11 protein-coding genes and 2 pseudogenes are annotated in these 17805 nt (G+C 38.3%); all 13 read right to left on the bottom strand.

Features of this window, described 5'->3' with window-relative positions; genetic code table 11:
- Positions 1–675: 675 nt before the first annotated feature.
- The 13 genes and pseudogenes from M1P97_RS16670 to M1P97_RS16730 all read right to left on the bottom strand — a co-directional run bounded on the left by M1P97_RS16670 (position 676) and on the right by M1P97_RS16730 (position 17665).
- Positions 676–1698 carry a virulence RhuM family protein gene (locus M1P97_RS16670; protein ID WP_249389660.1) on the bottom strand — a complete coding sequence of 341 codons (1023 nt, stop codon included), beginning with the start codon at positions 1696–1698 and terminating at the stop codon, positions 676–678.
- Between the two features lie 27 nt (positions 1699–1725).
- Positions 1726–1974: pseudogene (locus tag M1P97_RS16675) on the bottom strand (very short patch repair endonuclease); the annotation flags it as partial.
- 108 nt (positions 1975–2082) lie between these two features.
- Positions 2083–2856: a hypothetical protein gene (locus tag M1P97_RS16680; protein ID WP_249389661.1), complete on the bottom strand. Its 774-nt coding sequence runs from the start codon at positions 2854–2856 to the stop codon at positions 2083–2085.
- A complete protein-coding gene (locus tag M1P97_RS16685; protein WP_249389662.1) occupies positions 2857–3849 on the bottom strand; it encodes a PD-(D/E)XK motif protein in 993 nt (330 codons plus the stop codon).
- A complete protein-coding gene (locus M1P97_RS16690) occupies positions 3833–6097 on the bottom strand; it encodes a Z1 domain-containing protein (protein WP_249389663.1) in 2265 nt (754 codons plus the stop codon). Before M1P97_RS16690 ends, M1P97_RS16685 begins: the two co-directional genes overlap by 17 nt.
- A 3-nt stretch (positions 6098–6100) precedes the next feature.
- The gene (locus M1P97_RS16695; protein WP_249389664.1) at positions 6101–7579 is read right to left on the bottom strand and encodes an ATP-binding protein; all 1479 of its coding nucleotides are present in this window, start codon (positions 7577–7579) and stop codon (positions 6101–6103) included.
- Positions 7572–8924, bottom strand: coding sequence for a DNA cytosine methyltransferase (locus M1P97_RS16700; RefSeq protein ID WP_249389665.1), 1353 nt, complete (start codon positions 8922–8924; stop codon positions 7572–7574). Before M1P97_RS16700 ends, M1P97_RS16695 begins: the two co-directional genes overlap by 8 nt.
- Before the next feature lie 26 nt (positions 8925–8950).
- A complete protein-coding gene (locus M1P97_RS16705) occupies positions 8951–11017 on the bottom strand; it encodes a DUF2075 domain-containing protein (protein ID WP_249389666.1) in 2067 nt (688 codons plus the stop codon).
- A 53-nt stretch (positions 11018–11070) separates the two neighbouring features.
- On the bottom strand, positions 11071–11289 hold the full coding sequence (locus tag M1P97_RS16710) for a helix-turn-helix domain-containing protein (RefSeq protein WP_249389667.1): 219 nt from the start codon (positions 11287–11289) through the stop codon (positions 11071–11073).
- 425 nt (positions 11290–11714) lie between these two features.
- Positions 11715–13088, bottom strand: coding sequence for an ATP-binding protein (locus tag M1P97_RS16715; RefSeq protein ID WP_249389668.1), 1374 nt, complete (start codon positions 13086–13088; stop codon positions 11715–11717).
- 117 nt (positions 13089–13205) lie between these two features.
- Positions 13206–13406: pseudogene (locus M1P97_RS16720) on the bottom strand (transcriptional regulator); the annotation flags it as partial.
- 98 nt (positions 13407–13504) lie between these two features.
- Positions 13505–16804, bottom strand: coding sequence for a sacsin N-terminal ATP-binding-like domain-containing protein (locus M1P97_RS16725; protein WP_249389669.1), 3300 nt, complete (start codon positions 16802–16804; stop codon positions 13505–13507).
- Between the two features lie 6 nt (positions 16805–16810).
- The gene (locus M1P97_RS16730) at positions 16811–17665 is read right to left on the bottom strand and encodes a DUF2971 domain-containing protein (protein WP_249389670.1); all 855 of its coding nucleotides are present in this window, start codon (positions 17663–17665) and stop codon (positions 16811–16813) included.
- Positions 17666–17805 lie beyond the last annotated feature (140 nt).

Raw genomic sequence — 17805 nt, forward strand, 5'->3', positions numbered from 1 at the left:
TTTTCAAGGAGTACCCTATTATATGCTATCGAACCTACAGGGTTGAGGATTAAACCATATTTTGTCCCCGACCGCTATACCGAGCGTTCATGCGCTGTTGGGGTTATTTCGTCCGAGGCGGCACGAAGACGATTTGTTTTGAACCGTTTGAAGTGGTATACTCTCCTAAGCAGGCGAAGTAGAACCGGCGAGGCGGAATGTCTTTGACGACGAAGGACCCGAATCTGGTAAATTCACTCAAATTTCTACAAGAATATAGATTGGCTATAGCCAAAGATACGCAGGAACAAGCCGAAAAATTTGGGCAGACCGTCCTTGATAAGTTCCTTCAACTGATTCAAGACAAATGTAATGAAACAGAACGGAAAATCAGCAAAGCAAACAGATATATTTCAATGTCATACACTGCATTCTATATCTTGATCATCATATTGGTAGCACTATCTTCTTTTTTCGTCAGCATGATAGTTGCTAATGCGGAAATTTTGCACTCGACATTGATTTGGAAAGTTGCTTTATGGAGCATCCTAGTTGTTATGGTTGGAATTACTACAATGATACTCCTGTCGAAAGCATTGAATAATTTCAAATAATAGATTATCTGATAACTAGCACAAAGCAACGAGTCTTAAATATGAAAACTGGTATTGAAACTCGTTGCTTTTTAACTCAATATCATTCAATATCTAAAGGGAGAAGATTACCATCATTGAATCGGTCAAAATCGGATTGGAACAGTCCGTCTTGAATAATCCTGTACTTTTCAAACTCCGTTTCCGCGAACTCTTTGGCAAATTCGGCCGACACGTTTCCGCTATCTTGTAATATCGGGAGTTCTGCCACATCAATAAATTTATCAATACGCTTTGCCCAATCCTCCATTGTCATTGGAATGCGACGTTTAGCCATATTTTCTGCCATATCAAGGGACGCATTGACTATTCTGCCCATTTCTTCCAATTCGTTTTCCCGCAAATAGTTTTTTGCAACAGACACATCTGTTTTGACAATTTTCCCATTCGGAGCATTTTCCCAAGTAGTCAGTCCCATGTGTTCTTTATCTGCATTAGCCCGTTCTGCAATCAACTCTGCAGCAGTATGCCCGTGTATAGCATAATGCATTTTATTCTGTATCTTCTTGAAGAAAAGGCGAGTTGTCGGAGCGTCTTTATTATAGTCTATAGCCGTAGCATAAATGTCAGTCAGTTTTTGATAAAAGCGACGTTCACTTAGCCTTATTTCCCTTATTTCAGCAAGCAAATGCTCAAAATAATCTTCCCCAATAAAAGAACCGTTCTCCATTCGCTTCTGATCAATCACATATCCCCGGATAGCAAACTGACCAAGCACGTATGTACACCACTGCCGGAATTGAGTAGCACGAATTGAATTAACCCTATACCCGACACTGATAATGGCATCGAGATTATAAAACATTGTTTGATAATTTTTCCCATCAGCAGCAGTTACCGAGTTTTTCTCGGTAACTGAATCTTTGACTAGTTCTCCGGATGCAAATATATTTTTTAAGTGCAAGCTAATATTATCAGTTGAGCAATCAAAAAGCTGCGCCATCGCTTTTTGTGTAGCCCAAATAGTCTCATTCTTATACATCACCTGAATCCCATCCTCTTTGCCTTCAAGCATGAATATGAGAAAATCAGCCGTACTATTTCGTATTACTATATTCTTTGCCATTGTTTAAATTATCATCTTTACGATTATTCATTTCGATTTGCCATAACTTTCCACGGGTTCTGCCACCATGCTATATTCTTCCTCAGTTGTCTCATATGATTTGATTCTTCTATCCTCAAGATAGATATGGCAAAGCGTATATTCCAAAGCATCAAAAGTCTGTTGACGAACTTTCGGTTTCAATTGACATTCCCAAATGGTAATACAATGCCAACCCATTGAAGTTAGCTGTTGTCGTTCCTCTATATCTCTACTCCGGTTGCGTTCCATTCCATTGTCAGTATTTAGTATTTAGGAATCAACAACTATATGATATGTTAGAAAGAACCAACCCTTTTAACATTCAAATAACTCCGAATCTTTATAAATGTGTATAACTTTTCTTTAGCTCTCATTTTCATTGTTGGTATTTATTGCATTCAACAGTTGCGCCCATTCAGAAAGCCTCATTATTGATTTCTTGTCTTCGTAGTATTTGTACAATACATCATACTCTGCAAATGGTTTACCGCTTGAACGTGCCACCTTAAGTTCCTTCAGTATGGCTGGATTCTTAATGGCTACTACCTTTCCGCTCTCATCGATGACATCATTTACGTCAACGCTGAATAGCTCCTGACATTCATCCACAATAGAATAAACTTCACCTTCTGTTATTTTATAGTCGCACGCATCAGGAAGAACAAAATAATCCTCTATGTACATGAGAAATTCGGCGATGAATGTCATCGGTACTACCCAGATAAACTCACCATTGGTAAGGTTGCATCGTACAGGTAGTTGCTTCTTCTTGGCTTCTCGTTGAGCGCTGAGTCGGCAGTAGAATGAAAGATTCTTCTTTGTGTTAAGGCGTTCCTTTGTGTTGGAGGGATTCCAAACAACAAAGACGCTATTCTCCAAGTCAAAACCCATCAACAAGAATGGTCGCTTTGAAGCCTTCACCTTGTTGAAATAGTCACATTTAGGTAGTTGAACTCTTGTTGACTCATTTTCATTCTCGTAACACACATCCCCAATAGGTTTTAGGAAGATGGTGAAAACACGATCTTCTATAACCAAAAGCATAGGATTCTCTCCTCCTATACCATATTGGCATGAAGAATGATTCAAGTGTTCTTCGAGAAGTGCCTTTATTTTCTTTCTTCCTAATCTTGGCATTTAGAAAAGTGATTTATACAAAGAACTTTCTTTAACTATTTGAGATTCGCAGTTCAAACATTCTATGCCTTTAAGGTCAGATGCAAAAGACACCTCACTTACGCCAACTGGCACAGAATCTGAGTCTATGTGAGGAATAGTACTCGCCTCGTAAAACTGCAGAGTATCACAAGCTGTAGCATAGTCAAATGCCAACGAGTAGAAAGCGTTTGACTCTATGCCTATGATACTCGCAATGCCTTTCAACAGTTTCAACTTCGTCTGAGTAGAATGAATCTTTGCCTGCAACTTGTCATAAAGATCCTTTATGCTAAGACCTGTATCCGACAAAGCAGATGGACGCACCATGATGGAGGCAATCACAAGATTCGAGTTCTTGGACGGATTTAATTGACCAATCGAGAAAGCATGCTTACGTTCTTCGCTTGCTGTACTCTTTACCTCAATTTTGTCTTTGCCCATCGTGAAATCAAACTTATCGTTTGCATTTCTATGCCAAGCGTCAATCAGCATCTCTGGCATCTGGCTTTGTTCAATAACCAGCAGTTCGCCCCACAACCCTTTAGCTTTATTCTCATCATATTTGTGAGAAGGCGAGAAAATGCTAATCAGAGAATCAAACTCTACTGCGAGTTTTCGGCTCGTAGGTACAGATGGCAGAGTTTCTATGATACGCAATACTATAGTAATGAAGTACAAATACAAAGAATCTCCGGTGCGCCTTAAGGAAAGCACACTAAAGCATTGCTGCTTGGTTACACCATCCTCACAAATTGAACATGGCGAATCGTAGTAGACATCAAGGTTCTCCAATGGTGCACTTTTCGGATGGCCCTCTTTACCATCCGAGCAAATGTAGAACTCAGGATAACCATCCTTCGTTTTGCCCAATTTATGACAAGTACCATCTATTGAAACAACATTGGTAGCATCGTTTACAGGTAGAGCTAGTGCAGAAAACTGCTTATACAATTCTTCAGGCGTTACTTTCATATTCTTCTTCGATTTCTTTGAACAGTGTATCAATATCCTCAATCTCTTGGTTATTCGTACAATATGCCGTACTCAATTTCTTTGGGTAGTTGATAGACAATGTATGAGCTGTAGGTCTGTTTGGAAAACATGGTGTCAACTCAAAGTTATACAACTGAATGGTGATGGTGTCTTCTGGCATGTGTACATTCTGATCACCAGGATAAATCGATGAATCCTTGTCTGCACCGGTGTAGAATGTCGATTTTATCTTTGCCTTATCTGGATTGAACGAACGTCGCATCGGCTTACCATCGTATGCCATTTGCATGAACTCAACATGATCAATTTTGCAACCTGGCCAAGCAGCAAGGTACTTGATGTATCTGACTGTATTGTCTCTGCGAACCGCCTCAGCTACACTTGCAAACTGGAAATCAAGCAAGAAATCTACAGCCTCGTCGATGGTTAAATCCCATACTCGATGCTCACGCTGTTTAGTAGTATTCTTGTAAAGTGTGTGGGATATATTCTTCTCTTTTTTAAGTTTCTTGACGAATGCAGCAGCGACTGAATTATTGTGTTGAATAACATCCGGATTGTCAAACGCCTCCATCTTACAGTTTCCGTCCATTGTTGTCTTAACAAGGTCAGATGGTAGTACATTCTTTCGGCATTGCTGAAGATTTGGCGATGACATGAGAGCGTGACCTGCTTCTTTCAGAGTATCTGAGTTTTTTAGAATGGTACGTAGTTCTTCCTCATTGTCAACGTAGTCAACATAGTTGGTTATTGACTGTTCGGGTAGATAGACGCGACAAGACTTTATGTATTTCATCTTGTAGCCAAAGAACCTACATCTCTGCTCAATGGTATCAGCGGTTGCAACTCCAACAGTATGACGAGGCATGTAGGTCGTGGAAAGATTGTTGATAGTGAATCCACGGTTCAGCAACTGAGCTCCGAAGAGAATGTGCATTGAGCCAAGGCTCCAATCAATTTCCTTTTCGCCATCCTTCTTGCTGTTAACGAAATGGAGTTGGCAGTCATTGATAGCATCACTAAGAAATGGTAGTACATCATCAAAAGGAGGTATTTCATCCTTATCCATGTACTTTATCACCTCAGGATAAACCTTATCCTTGAGTTCAGTAATAATTCTGCGCCTACTGTCATGGCCTTCTGGCTTGAGAAGATATTTTGAATACCTCTCAAGTTCATCCTTAACCCAATCTCTGAACTTGGCACTCGACTTGACTGGATTATCAGGATGAACCATCATTGACAAGTATTGAATTTTCTCCTGTAAGTGTACAAGAATGGCCGTTGTCATCACATGAAACCATAGTGCTTCGTGAAGGCTTGGCGGCATCTTATCTAAGTCATTATTACGAACATGATAAGCCTCATCGTCCGGTATCTTTTTGATTAATGATCCTCCTACGATGTTTGCAGGTTCATTCTTGAAAAAGAGTTTTCCACCAGTATAAGCAGCACCAGGAGAAAGAACTGTATGAGATTTTGGCGAAAGAATATCGTCAATACTTATGAGTATTTGAGCTTGTGGTGTGGCTGTGTACTGGACGTATGAATGACCTGGCAAAGCCAAGCGAAGTTTAAGGATTGACTCGTATGTGCTCGACATTTTAAACTCGCCTGTCTTGCTATTCTGATAGCCATAATTATTCAATGAAGCCTGATCTGCCTCATCGTCAATAATGATTACCGTTTCACCCTTCAGAGCATTCTTGAATACTTCTGTATTGCAAACCTCAGTAAGAGCATCAATGTGCGTGTAATGCTTCAGAATAGGAATTAGCAGAATAGGTTTCTTACTGAGCAACATACCTTTTCGGATACTGTCAGCCATCTGGTTGTCTTCCTTAACCATGCGGTAATGGTGAGAGTCACGGTCAAACAAGTCCGTTCTAAGTCTATCGTAGGTTTGGTCACATAGATTCTTGGCAGAACCAGCAAGGTAAACAATCAACCTATATCCATTATCGCGAGCCATAGCGGTAAGAGCAGTAAAAGACATTGTCTTACCGCTCTGTACGTATCCGAATGCCAGATGCGTTACGGATTTCGCTTTAGTATCGTCATGCTTATTGCAGAAACTGAGGATGTGAGCAGTTTCATTTCTGAGATTAGAAAGACCTTCACCTTCCATGCCCTTATATGCTGCAAACGACTCAAACAAATCGCCTGCAGGATTGACAACCTGCAACGGCTTATGTTTAGACTTCAATTTTGTTATAGTGGTGCTCATACGTTAGAATTTTCCAAGGATTTCATTAAAGCGTTCTACCATATCATCAACATCATCGCATTGGTGACAATATTTAGCAACAGCAAGAGCCATCAGCAAGCGAACAGAACTTTGACCTGACTTTTTGACTGGATAAGTCTCAAAAAACTTATGGTTACAGTTGACCATACATTTGAGAACCTTCTTCTCTTCCTCTGAGGTGTCAAGCCAGAATAGGTCTTCGCCCTCATTCACAAAGTGTACTGCAAGCGTATAAAGTTCATCCTTGATGACGTAAACCTCCTTGATGATTTCTTCTACGATTGACTGTGGCTCAACCTCTGGCTGCTTGACAGGCTTTTCGGTAATGTCAATATTGATAGGCTTTTTGTTTTCCTTATGCTTGCCTACGAGTGACTTGACTTCTTTTGCGATGTCTTTCTTTCTATAGTTATCACCTTGAGCAAGTAAGTCGTATTCACCGACCTTCAGCATCTTACGCACCTCTGGCATGATAGAGTCAAGAGCTTCCATATCCATAATCTCGCTCTTGTCGTGAGAGACCTCAAAACCTTCCAAGAACATCTCACCAAAGATTCGTTTAGCACGAGGACTACTAGCCGTTGCACTTACGATTTCCTTTGGCTCATAACAGCTGTTTTCATCTTCGCCCCGGATGACACGTCCTCTACGTAACAGCACAATACCGCGCTGGCGTTTGCTCATCTGTTCGAGAAGACCGACAAAGCCATGAATACGGTATCTGCCCATGATGAAACCAGTATCAAATTCTACCTTCCACTCCTGAGATTCACCCTTTGGCGTTGCATAGTACGGAGCTTTAAGCACTTCGTACTCTTCGAATTCAAGGAGGTTGTCATTGATGCGGATTTCGATTTCGTTATTACGCAAGAATTCTCGGTAGATGCCGCTGATGTCTTCCTGTATCTTCTGAAGTTTGGTTTGAACAGGTGCGTTATTTGTTGGGTTGGTGATTTCAATCGTGGTGCCATGCTTCCATGTTTCTTCCTCCGTTTCTTCGTATGGTAATGAGGTGAGATTCTGATCTGCAACCTTCTTTAGGTCGAATGTGAGATTACGCTTTATCGGTTCACCTAATGCCGAAGATACTACGCGCCAGGTGTCACCAAGCCACAGAGCAGCATCCTTCATACCCATACCAAACTCATTCAAGCCTTTATCGTTTTCGGGCTTGTGAGCAGGTTCGAAAGCTGTCTGATATGCGTGTTCAGAAATGCCTGCAGCATTGTCACGAATGGTGATCTTGGTTGTCTTTTTGTCCACCCATTCAATGTTGATGTCAATGTGCAGTTTATAATTTGAATCATTCTCAATAAGACGTTCTTTGTTCTGCTGATACGAGCCAATGGCATTGTCAATGAACTCGCCTAATGCATGGGGAATAGTATTTGGACGAGTTTTGTATGTATTATAAACCCTCGCATTCAGTTTGATGCTGGTGTATTTCTTATGTTCACTCATGATTCAGGAATTTTTCTGCGATTAACCTTACGATTTGTACATTCACTGCATTTCCTAATGCCTCATAGATACGAGTGTTGGAAAGTTGGAAATCATCCGAACCAAAGCAGATATTATTCATACCTTGCAATGCGGCAGCTTCCTTGACACTCAGGTATCTGCCTCGGCTTGCATCCTTTGACCCTTTTCTCGGTGTGCCCTCTATCCATGGAAGAATAGGAATCTGAGTGCCGACCAAATTTAAGGCAGGTGCGAATGTCGCCAACTTAACACGAATGCCAGAAGCACGGAATTGGATGAGTTTGTCTTCAAGAGTGAACTCTACATCCTTACCGCAATTCCACTCAAACTTGATGTGGCTGTTTTGCCAATCCTTGATTTTCTTCATCCATGGTTTGAGCCACGTCTTGTTGTCTTCGTAGAATTGTCTATTCAGGCGTATGTATTTCTTTTTCCAATCAGGAAATTCAGTTTCATCATTCTTCTCACGATTGTTTGGTTGGGCATAGACAGGAAGTTGAGCGAGGCACTCTTCTATGGTTAAGCCTTTTATGATTTGTCCAAACTTTCCTCGCTTGCCATTCAACTCTGCAACCGACTGTAGTTTGGGCTTTTTACCCTCGAAGTCGTAAGTTGCACCAAACTCCATTGTCCATATAGGGAAGCCACCTACAGTATGTCCACTTGCTGTAACGAGATGCAGAAACTCTTCCCAAATGTCAAGTTGATAACGGGTTTCCTGCTTAATCATCTGTACGTTGGTATCTGCTTCGTCAATGATAGTATGGATGTCGCATACAGCATTATTGGGTTCTGGAAATTTGTATTCAGGCATACGAAGGTCTTCACGTATGGCTACAATGTAGATACGCTTACGATGCTGCGGATAGCCAAACTCATGAGGTGACAGTATGCTTTCGTAAACCTGGTACTCTGCGTCCTTTAGTTTTTTCTCGATTACTTTCCATGTATTGCCTTCATCGTGGGTTTTGAGATTGGCCACATTCTCCAAGAATACAAACTTTGGACGATGATGGCGAATAATCTCCATGATGTAATCGAACATATTGCCTCGTCCTTGTGCATCATTGAAGCCCTCTTGATTACCAGCTTTGCTGAATGGCTGACATGGGAAACCAGCACATAAAATGTCATGTGCAGGAATATCTTTCTTAACGTTAATTTTTGTAATATCCCCAGCACATGGCATACCATAATTTCTTTCATATAATTGTCTAAGGTCTGAATTTATCTCACTAGCAAACACACACTCACACCCGAGCCTGTCAAGTGCGAGATGAAATCCTCCAAGTCCCGCAAAAAGGTCTATAAATTTCAGAGGCATATTTTATTAATATTAAAATTTAACATTTATATTTCTTTTATACCAATACCCTTAAAATAACTATAAATCTCATCATACCATTCAGGTTTTCTTGTTTCATCAGGAGGAAATTCATAATCCCCTTTTGGAACAACAATTACCATCCCTTGACGAGCACGAGTCAATAAAACACGATAAGCATTTATTTGATATTCCTGGTTAATTGGTTTATTAATATTCTGCCATTTGGAACCACTACGAAGTTGATAATGTTGCCAACTAGAATGGTCTTTATTTAAGCGTAAATCTGCATCCCATGCAATACAAGCCCAATCAATTTCAAGCCCTTGTACTTTAAATTCAGTAAGGGTATCTTCAAGAGCATTACTCGAACGTATGTCGCTGTCATCTTCAAGAAACCAATGTACGAAGTCTGGTTGATAACGAACATTGATAGAAATGGCCTTAAGTCTTTCAGCCTTACTACTGGCAAGCAATCCCATACGTTCGCTACCTCGAGTATGAGCACGAAGCCATCGTTTTGCAGTACAAAGTGAACGGGTTATTACTATCGGATAATTATCTAGTTCGCGCAAGGTCAGTGCTGCTTCCTCTTTTTGCAACGCAAGGAGTTGATTGACAAAAGTGCTCACTTTTTCCGAACGAAACGAACGCATAGACATCTTCAGGTGGAGATTATCACGTGATTTGATTTGCGGACGAATAATTTCCAACTGCTCCATAGTTACATCGCCTGAACTAAGTAAATACTCTGATATATACACATCCCAATCTCCATAATTGCGTTGGATGCTCTCTATCCATTCAGTCAAACCGGCTTCTCCTTTGTTTATACTCTGACCGTTGCCTATAAGACAAATCACAACACCCCAATCTTGCTGGCGATCCATACAGGAGATTAGGTATTCAGGTTCGCTGTAAGGAAAATCTTTAATCCCCTTTTTCTCACGCATAAAGCGCTGAAGTTCTTCTTGCGTCCAAGCACGCTGTGCTTCGTCAAATATAGCTACATGTTCAATTGGAATGTATGCTTTATCTGTATGGTTTTGAAAATAGTCTGGAATAGGAAGAATTTTTCCATCCTCTATTTTAGTCCCTTCAAGATAAAGATCACGATAATGGTGAATCATTTGAATGAAAGCTTTTACCTTACTTTTGGCTTCTTCCTTAGTACAAGGCTTTCGCTCATCATGCTTAGCCTTTATTTTATCACGACGTACATAATCGCGGGCCAAAGCCTCCTGAAGAACTTCAACAAGAGGGAAGTTGCCAGAAAGATAGACCGCTTTCTCTCCTCTATTAAACTGATCAATAGCTGTATTTAGACCAATAAGAGTCTTTCCTGCCCCTGGTACACCTGTAATGAAGCAAATTGCTTTTCTATTGTTTTGGCGACAATATTCAATAATATTGGTAATTTCTATAGATGCCTTATCAATATCACCACCATGTTTTGTGATGTCCTCTACAGTATTCTCTTCATAGAGAGCAATCGCAGCCTCAATGATAGTAGGGGTTGGCTCATATCCACTTTTTGCCCAAGCATTATCAGCAGATAAGGATTGCAATGAGTGAGGAATTACATCAAGTACTTTTGAGAAAGTATTACTTAATAATTTACTGTTAACAAGGAGAGGCTCAAATACATTATCTTCAAAGTGTTTAAGCTCAAGGTAGCAATGACTATCTTTCTCTTTTGGAGCAACAAGAATAGGTACAAGCGCACGGTCAAAACTTCCTTCTTGAAAATTCTTCAAGTCTAAAGCGTAGTCCCATACCTGAGTCATTGCATGATGACGAAATTTTTGTTCTGCAGTTTTAAACTCCAATACGAATATAACTCCATCAATGATAACAATCACATCAACTCGGCGCCCCATGCGAGGAATATTATACTCAAAGTAAACACTACCACGTTTAGAATAAGGAGCAAGCACCTCGTGTAGTATAATTATTTCTTCCACCCACGAATATGATGTCTCATCATTGATATCATGTTGCGACATCAACGTGAGTTCACCAACAATTTCATTGACACTTTTAGTCAAAAACGTTGAGATTGAATCAGAATAATAATATCTTGTTGCTACCATTATTTCTTAGGCCAACTCTATTTTAATATAATTCCCAAAATCTATGGACGAACTTATACTTTCTGTGATTTTAATAATATACGCACATCAACATCCAACAAATTTGCAATTTCCTGTAGTTGAGCTATAGACGGCTGTGATTTATTTGAGCACCATCTTGAAACTGTATTCTCAGATTTACCCATTTGCTCGGCCAACCATCTATTGGTTCTTTGCCTTTCTGCAAGTACCACTTTTATTCTATTCATCACTATTTGTTGATTGTTCGACATCTGTATTCAAATTATACTCATTAAATTGCAAACAAAAATACACCTAATTTCCCATATAGCCAAGCACATAAGCAACAAAAACATCATTTAAAGAAATGACTACAGTTGGCATAAAGATATGCAAAAGAACATCTGTCTGTTTTTATCTATCCTATCAATGAATTTCACCTTTCAAAAAAATATGCTACACAAACATTATATCCGTGCAGCATAATACAAAACTCAAATCACATCTTAATGTCCAATTACATACAAATCAATTCCATACCTTTTTTTATTTGGCAATTTGACATATAGAAACAGTTATTCCCACTTATACCGTTCATTCAACACCCCAACAAACATATCCATTTCTCTCTTGGGAATGCCCAATCTACAACTAATTCTCTCTATCCTTTCACCTACCCAATACAATGACGAATTTGTTACCTCATTAACCCGACAATATCCTCAGGCAACATGGCATTTCCTACATCATCTTTCGGAGTATTCTTAAGGAACAGCACAGGAACAATGGTGTAGTTCTTGGCAAACGGTAACAGATTAGCTTTGCGGAGAAGTTCGGCAGTTAGTTGTTTACCATTCTCTTGGGTTGTCCATTTACATTCACCAACCAGCAGATACTTTTTATCAAGCGATTCTGCCATTACATCAAATTCGACCTGTTCAGGTTTCTTATCCTCATTGAGAACAGAACCCCACCAGCGTTTTGCCTTACCATAAACTACTCCATTGACAAGATTACCTGTTACAGCATCCCGGCATAGCTTTTCCCATTGCATACTCACATATTCCGAGAAATGAGCGTTTAAAGCCTGTTCAATGGGCAAGCGACGACTAAGTTCAATGAACGAGCGATTCGGAACAACAAACTGGTAATAGAATGCCATAAACGGATCGGCTATCTTATAAAGACTCTTTTTCGCATTCTTTTCGTCAATTCCGAACGGAACATCTTTCTCCAAGAATCCGAGATCGACAAGCTTCTTCAATGGACGTGACAGATTAGTTGCCGGCTCATTGCATCTGGCAGCAATCTCAGACAGACGATTTGCGCCAGTACCGATATAAGACATTATTGTCGAAGTCTTAACAATATCCTTAACATCATCTTGAAACAGTTTTATAGGTTCTTCGTAAAGAGTGCCATTTACTGAAAGGATATTATGCCACAATGCATCATCAAGCGAACTTCTGTTTTCCCTTAGTTCCCAATAACGTGGTACACCTCCCCATACGGAATACTCCTCAATGGCATTCATCGCATCAAGACTCAAAGCCTCCTGAATATACGGCAAACGTATCGGCGCAAGCCTCATTATCTCATCAGCACGGCCATAGAGAGGTGCTGTAGAATCAAGGAACAACCCATACATCATATTTTGAGAAGAACCACAGAGCACAAGATTATACTTCAGTTGTTTCTCGTCAACAAGTTTCTGCAGAACAGATGGAAACTCTGGAGATTGTTCCACAAGATATGGAAATTCATCCAAGCATAAAGTAAAACGCATGTCTGTTCGATAATTGACCGCACGAAACATCGATTCCCAGTCTGGATATGTTAACTTATCGAAATCTGGAAACACTTGTGCTATCACTTTGGCGAGCAATGTTCTCTGATGTTGGCCTTCAGAACGGTCAGCGAGAAAATAAACATCATTATCCGACAACACTTTTTTGATAAGCGTTGACTTACCCAATCGTCTGCGACCATACATCACGACTAACGAGGACTTCTCTCTCGTAAGAGCATCCTTTAAACGTGCTGCTTCATCTATTCTATCAACGAATTTCATACGCCTTATTAGTTATGCTCTGCAAACATAATGATTTTATAGCATAATACAAAATTACAAGTCTTGTTTTTTATCCTCATAAAAACAATTTAACTTACGAATAGGAGAATATGCACTCTATCCCTTTTTTGAAACTCGTTTCCTTGTCTTCAAACTCAAATCCTGTAACGCTTTCCCCAGTTTATCTTCTTTGGCCAGCCATAGAATATCATCATCAAGTTGCAAGGCATACAAAACACGCAAGTAAATACCGATTGCCACTGTCGGTACACCTTTCTCTATTCGGGATACAGTCAACGGGGAACAGGTAGCACGTTCAATTTGATCCCAAACATAGATGCCGCAACTTTTCCGCCTACGTATATTGCTATTTTATGACTCAGGTCAAACACTAATAGTTATTAATCCCCAATCATTTACGCAATAATATCTTCAATACTACTCTTTAGCAATTCAATAAAGTTTCTAAATGGAATACCATTATTCCCTATTACAGTTTGTGAAACAAGTACTTGATAACCTCCTGCAATATGCACTTGCGTATCCTCCTCTAATGTTGCGTCCTTCAGCCGGCCATTAAGGTTTCCAATATTTGGAACGAAAGTTAAATGACTTTCAATCTGTTCGAAAGGAGGATATTCATGTTTTCGAGTTTGCTCAATAAAAGATGTCATATCAGCAACACAAAGTGCATAATGTTCCTTTTCTTGACAAGAAGTTCTATGCTGTAATGTACTCATTAAAACAGACTTATCAGACGACCATCTTGACTTGACCTCTATGTAATATACAGGAACATTATTGATATATAGAATTAAATCCTGACCACCTTGTTTATTATCAACTAAAGGTGCCTTTAGCTTATTTTCTCCTAGAATACCTGAAAGTTCTTCTTGTAAAACTTCTTCTACAATAAAACCTAGTTCTTTCTTAAACTCAAAATCATTTTCTTCTCGCTCCTCTTTCTCAAGAGCTTCTTTGCCCAATATAACTATACGATCAAAGTTAGGGTCTTTAGCAAGTTCTGCAATCATTTGCAATTTCGTCTCATTTTCTACTTTCATAATAGTAAAGATACTCTCTTGTTTCTGTGGACTATCAATAACTGAAAGCATTAAGAATGGACGTATATTATTAACTATAGAAAACAATCCTTTCCACACAGATCCATCCTTTGGATTATTAAAATGCTCAATAATCTCTAAATATTGCTTTTGATGAACATCCTTTGCTATAGTTCTTTTGCCATCATCCCCCTTGAATGGTTTTTGGATTTCATCTGCCAATTCTTGCGATTTTAGTTCGCTAAACTCAACAAAATAAGGCGCGAAAGTATTATCTACCAACTCATTTTCAACCTTATCGTTTCCATTTTTACAAATTTCATTATATAATTCTTTAAGTCGTGACGGCATACCTTTTTCCTCTTTTTTTAATTGAGAAGCATACTTAAAGACTCCCATCTGATCAGGATATACTTGATAATTTCTAAGAAAATTTTGGCTATCTTTAAAATCAAACAATTCCTTTACCATTCTTAAGATCCAATGTACCATACTGTTTTTATCTTTCTGTAATGTAAATCCCAGCAAAGCATCATGTAATAAGGTATTATAACATTTTCGTACATCAAGAACATCTTTAGTGGCGATTTCTATTATTTCTGAATGATAGTCATAATATTCAGAAAGTAGATTAAAACATTTTTCAGGAAACCCACCAGAGCTATTTGATATCAACATCTTATACAAGTCCAAAATTGCATGAACCTCATTCTGCGGAATTCTCCTCTCGGTATACTGATAAACATTTACGCTACTACCTGCAATTATAGAATTCTTCAGCATTTCGTAAGAAGGAGACAGACGCTCGAAATAACTACTTAAAGTAGTATTTACCTCTGCACATCCAAAGTCGATAGAAGTTTCTTCTATAATATCAACAAAATGATAATGAACAAATTTTTTTATCGATTCTGGTGTCAAAGTTTTAAGAATAGTCTTTAATTGACTTCCAAAGCTACTAGGTTTCACTAAATCTTTTTGAGTGCATAAGGTACATTCCTCATTCGGAATTATTGGTTTATTTAAATAATCTGCATGATTATTAGACTTGAAATAATCGCATAGTTTATACAACCAATCCAAGTCAGTTTCAGTAATGATAGTTGTTTGTATCATAGATACAATACTGTCCATAGATATTACATGCTTGTTTTTGGATTCATCATTTTCATACCATTCATTTGTTACTTTACTCCAAAATAACATTTCATCCTTCTTGGGTAAAACTAAATTATGAGTTGGCTTTGATAACAATTCGTAAACAGCATCTAATAAAGCAGTATCTTGCTCGCATGCAGAACTAAGTTCGTTGTTAAGTACACGAATAGACCGGACCGAACATGTCTCGCGATCTTTTGTTTCAACAAGATCTAAACTCTCGAAAAAAGTAACCCATTCTTTTTGTAAGTCACGGTAATATAGCCCAACCTCATCCGTTCCTTTTCCCATCATAAAATTAATAGGACATAACAATCTTGCATCCTTTATTGAACAATATTTATACATTAAATATTTCCTAAGAGCTTCTCCCGCTTCTTTAATTATAACTTTATTCTTTTGGTCATGTTGCACATCTGATTGAGGATTTGAGCGCAACATAAGCGAATCCCTAGAATCTTGATCACATGTAAATGAAGGACTATGAAACAAGAAATTAGCCCCCCATTGTTTAGATCCTAGAAGAGGCAAATAGAGGTAAAGACGGGGGATATCAATATCAAAACTGAATACCTTTAATCCATACATAGTTTTCTCTAAAGGTAAAATAACAGTAAATTTACTTTCCCCTGTTTTCTCTTCTAACGAGGTCTTACTTTTTAGTAGAAACAAATTTATCGGATCATTCTGTTGTCCATTTTTTGAATGAAGGACAGTGGTTTCATATACCCATAGATCTTCAAAACTATCAAATACTTCTTCTTTCTGAAAAAGAAAACTTTCAATAGAGTTTTCTACATCATCCTTAAAACTGATTGATTCTATATTCTTGTTTAAAGCTAGCACAAATGGGACTAGTTTTGACGCATCCTCAATAGCAATTTTAGCATTTTTACGTTCTGCATCAACATTGTGCAAATATTCAAATATTGTATCTTTCATAGGTTCATCTAACAAAGAACTTACATCTAATCCCCATTGTTGAGTTTTAGAAATAATGTCGTCAAGTTCTTTGCTCAGCATTATTTTGTCTTGGGCAGAACGTTTAATCATAAAATCTCTGCCATAAAAATTGTGGAACTTCAATCCACTGAGTAAAGACAACGAACCCGTTAAACGAAAATTCAAACCAAACTTATGGGTAGTCAGAAAACCTGTTCCATATTGTCCAACCTGAATAATATCTTGTCTAACTTTCGAACTTGTTTGTAAGATAAGTGATTGCAACGTCCTGCGAGTAAATGGCTGTCCATTATGCTGAAATATAAAACTATCTTGCTTACGCACAAACACAATTTTAGACTTTCCTCCTTCAAGTGAAACATCTCGAGCATTTTGCACAAGTTCCCATATTGGACGATCTGGTAGTATGTCTGGATTTTTTTGAAGTCCTGTAAGAATGTCGTTTGCATAACCTTCCCACATTGTTCTATTCAAGGTATCTTTAGCCTCTTGTTCTATCCGTTTCTGTAGGGTCAACACTTCATCTCCCATAACATATTATTTTATCCTATAAAGTTCTCCTTTATTGTTGAGTTTAAAATTAAATTCTCTAATTGGTGGTGTTCCAGATTTCGTATTAGCAAATATTTTTAACATAGGCTCTATTGAATCTGTGCCTATAGTCGCAATATAAAAATCTCTTATTTGAGGCTCATTTTTAACACTTTCCAACGCTTTGATAAATTTATCCCTATACAATTTAGCTTCTTCTCCAAATACAGCACCATTCATAAGCAACTCATCCACATCATAGTCAATGCAATTAACAACATATTTGGGGGCATTAGCATATTTATCTTCAATCCTGGAAGGTGTAAATCCATATGTATTGTCTATTAATTCTATTCTATAATATGTCAACCCTCTACCTTTCAAAGCATTCATTATATAATCTATTTCTTCTTCATTCATTCTATATCCAAAATAGATCCCTGTAATTGCTCTGTAATCAATATCAAACAAGCCCTTCCCTTCAACAATTAAACGATGCTCTTCCTCATGCTTCCACGAAAGTGATTTTGTCCCCAAAAAAGTTTTTAAAGTCTGAATAATATCTTTACTATGAAGTATCGTCAAATCCGCAACTGGAACACTTCGGGAATAATTAACGTCAAAATCAAAAACAGATTGAAAATATTGATTATAATTTAACGATTCTTTGAGCCTATCGATATCATATTCTATAGCAAAACCAGAATGTCCACCACCATAATAAGCCCATAACAATTCATTGGTCACATTGTTACTGCACGAATAAATCCCTACTTTTGTAAACTTTTCAAGCAATCCTTCATATTGTCTTTTTACTTCTATTGAAAAATCTTTTAGTTCTTCAAATAAAGTTCTGACCACATCGTCATTACAAAAGCCTTCTGTTGGATCATTTAATTCTCTTTTTGTGGGAAGAAAGATTTGGTTATTTGCAAGAGGTTTATATCTCTCTCAAATATCGAATTACCTTTCTTATCAAAAACACCTATTCCGCCTCTGTA

This window comes from Parabacteroides leei (genome assembly GCF_023369805.1).
In the GTDB taxonomy this organism is placed as follows: domain Bacteria; phylum Bacteroidota; class Bacteroidia; order Bacteroidales; family Tannerellaceae; genus Parabacteroides; species Parabacteroides leei.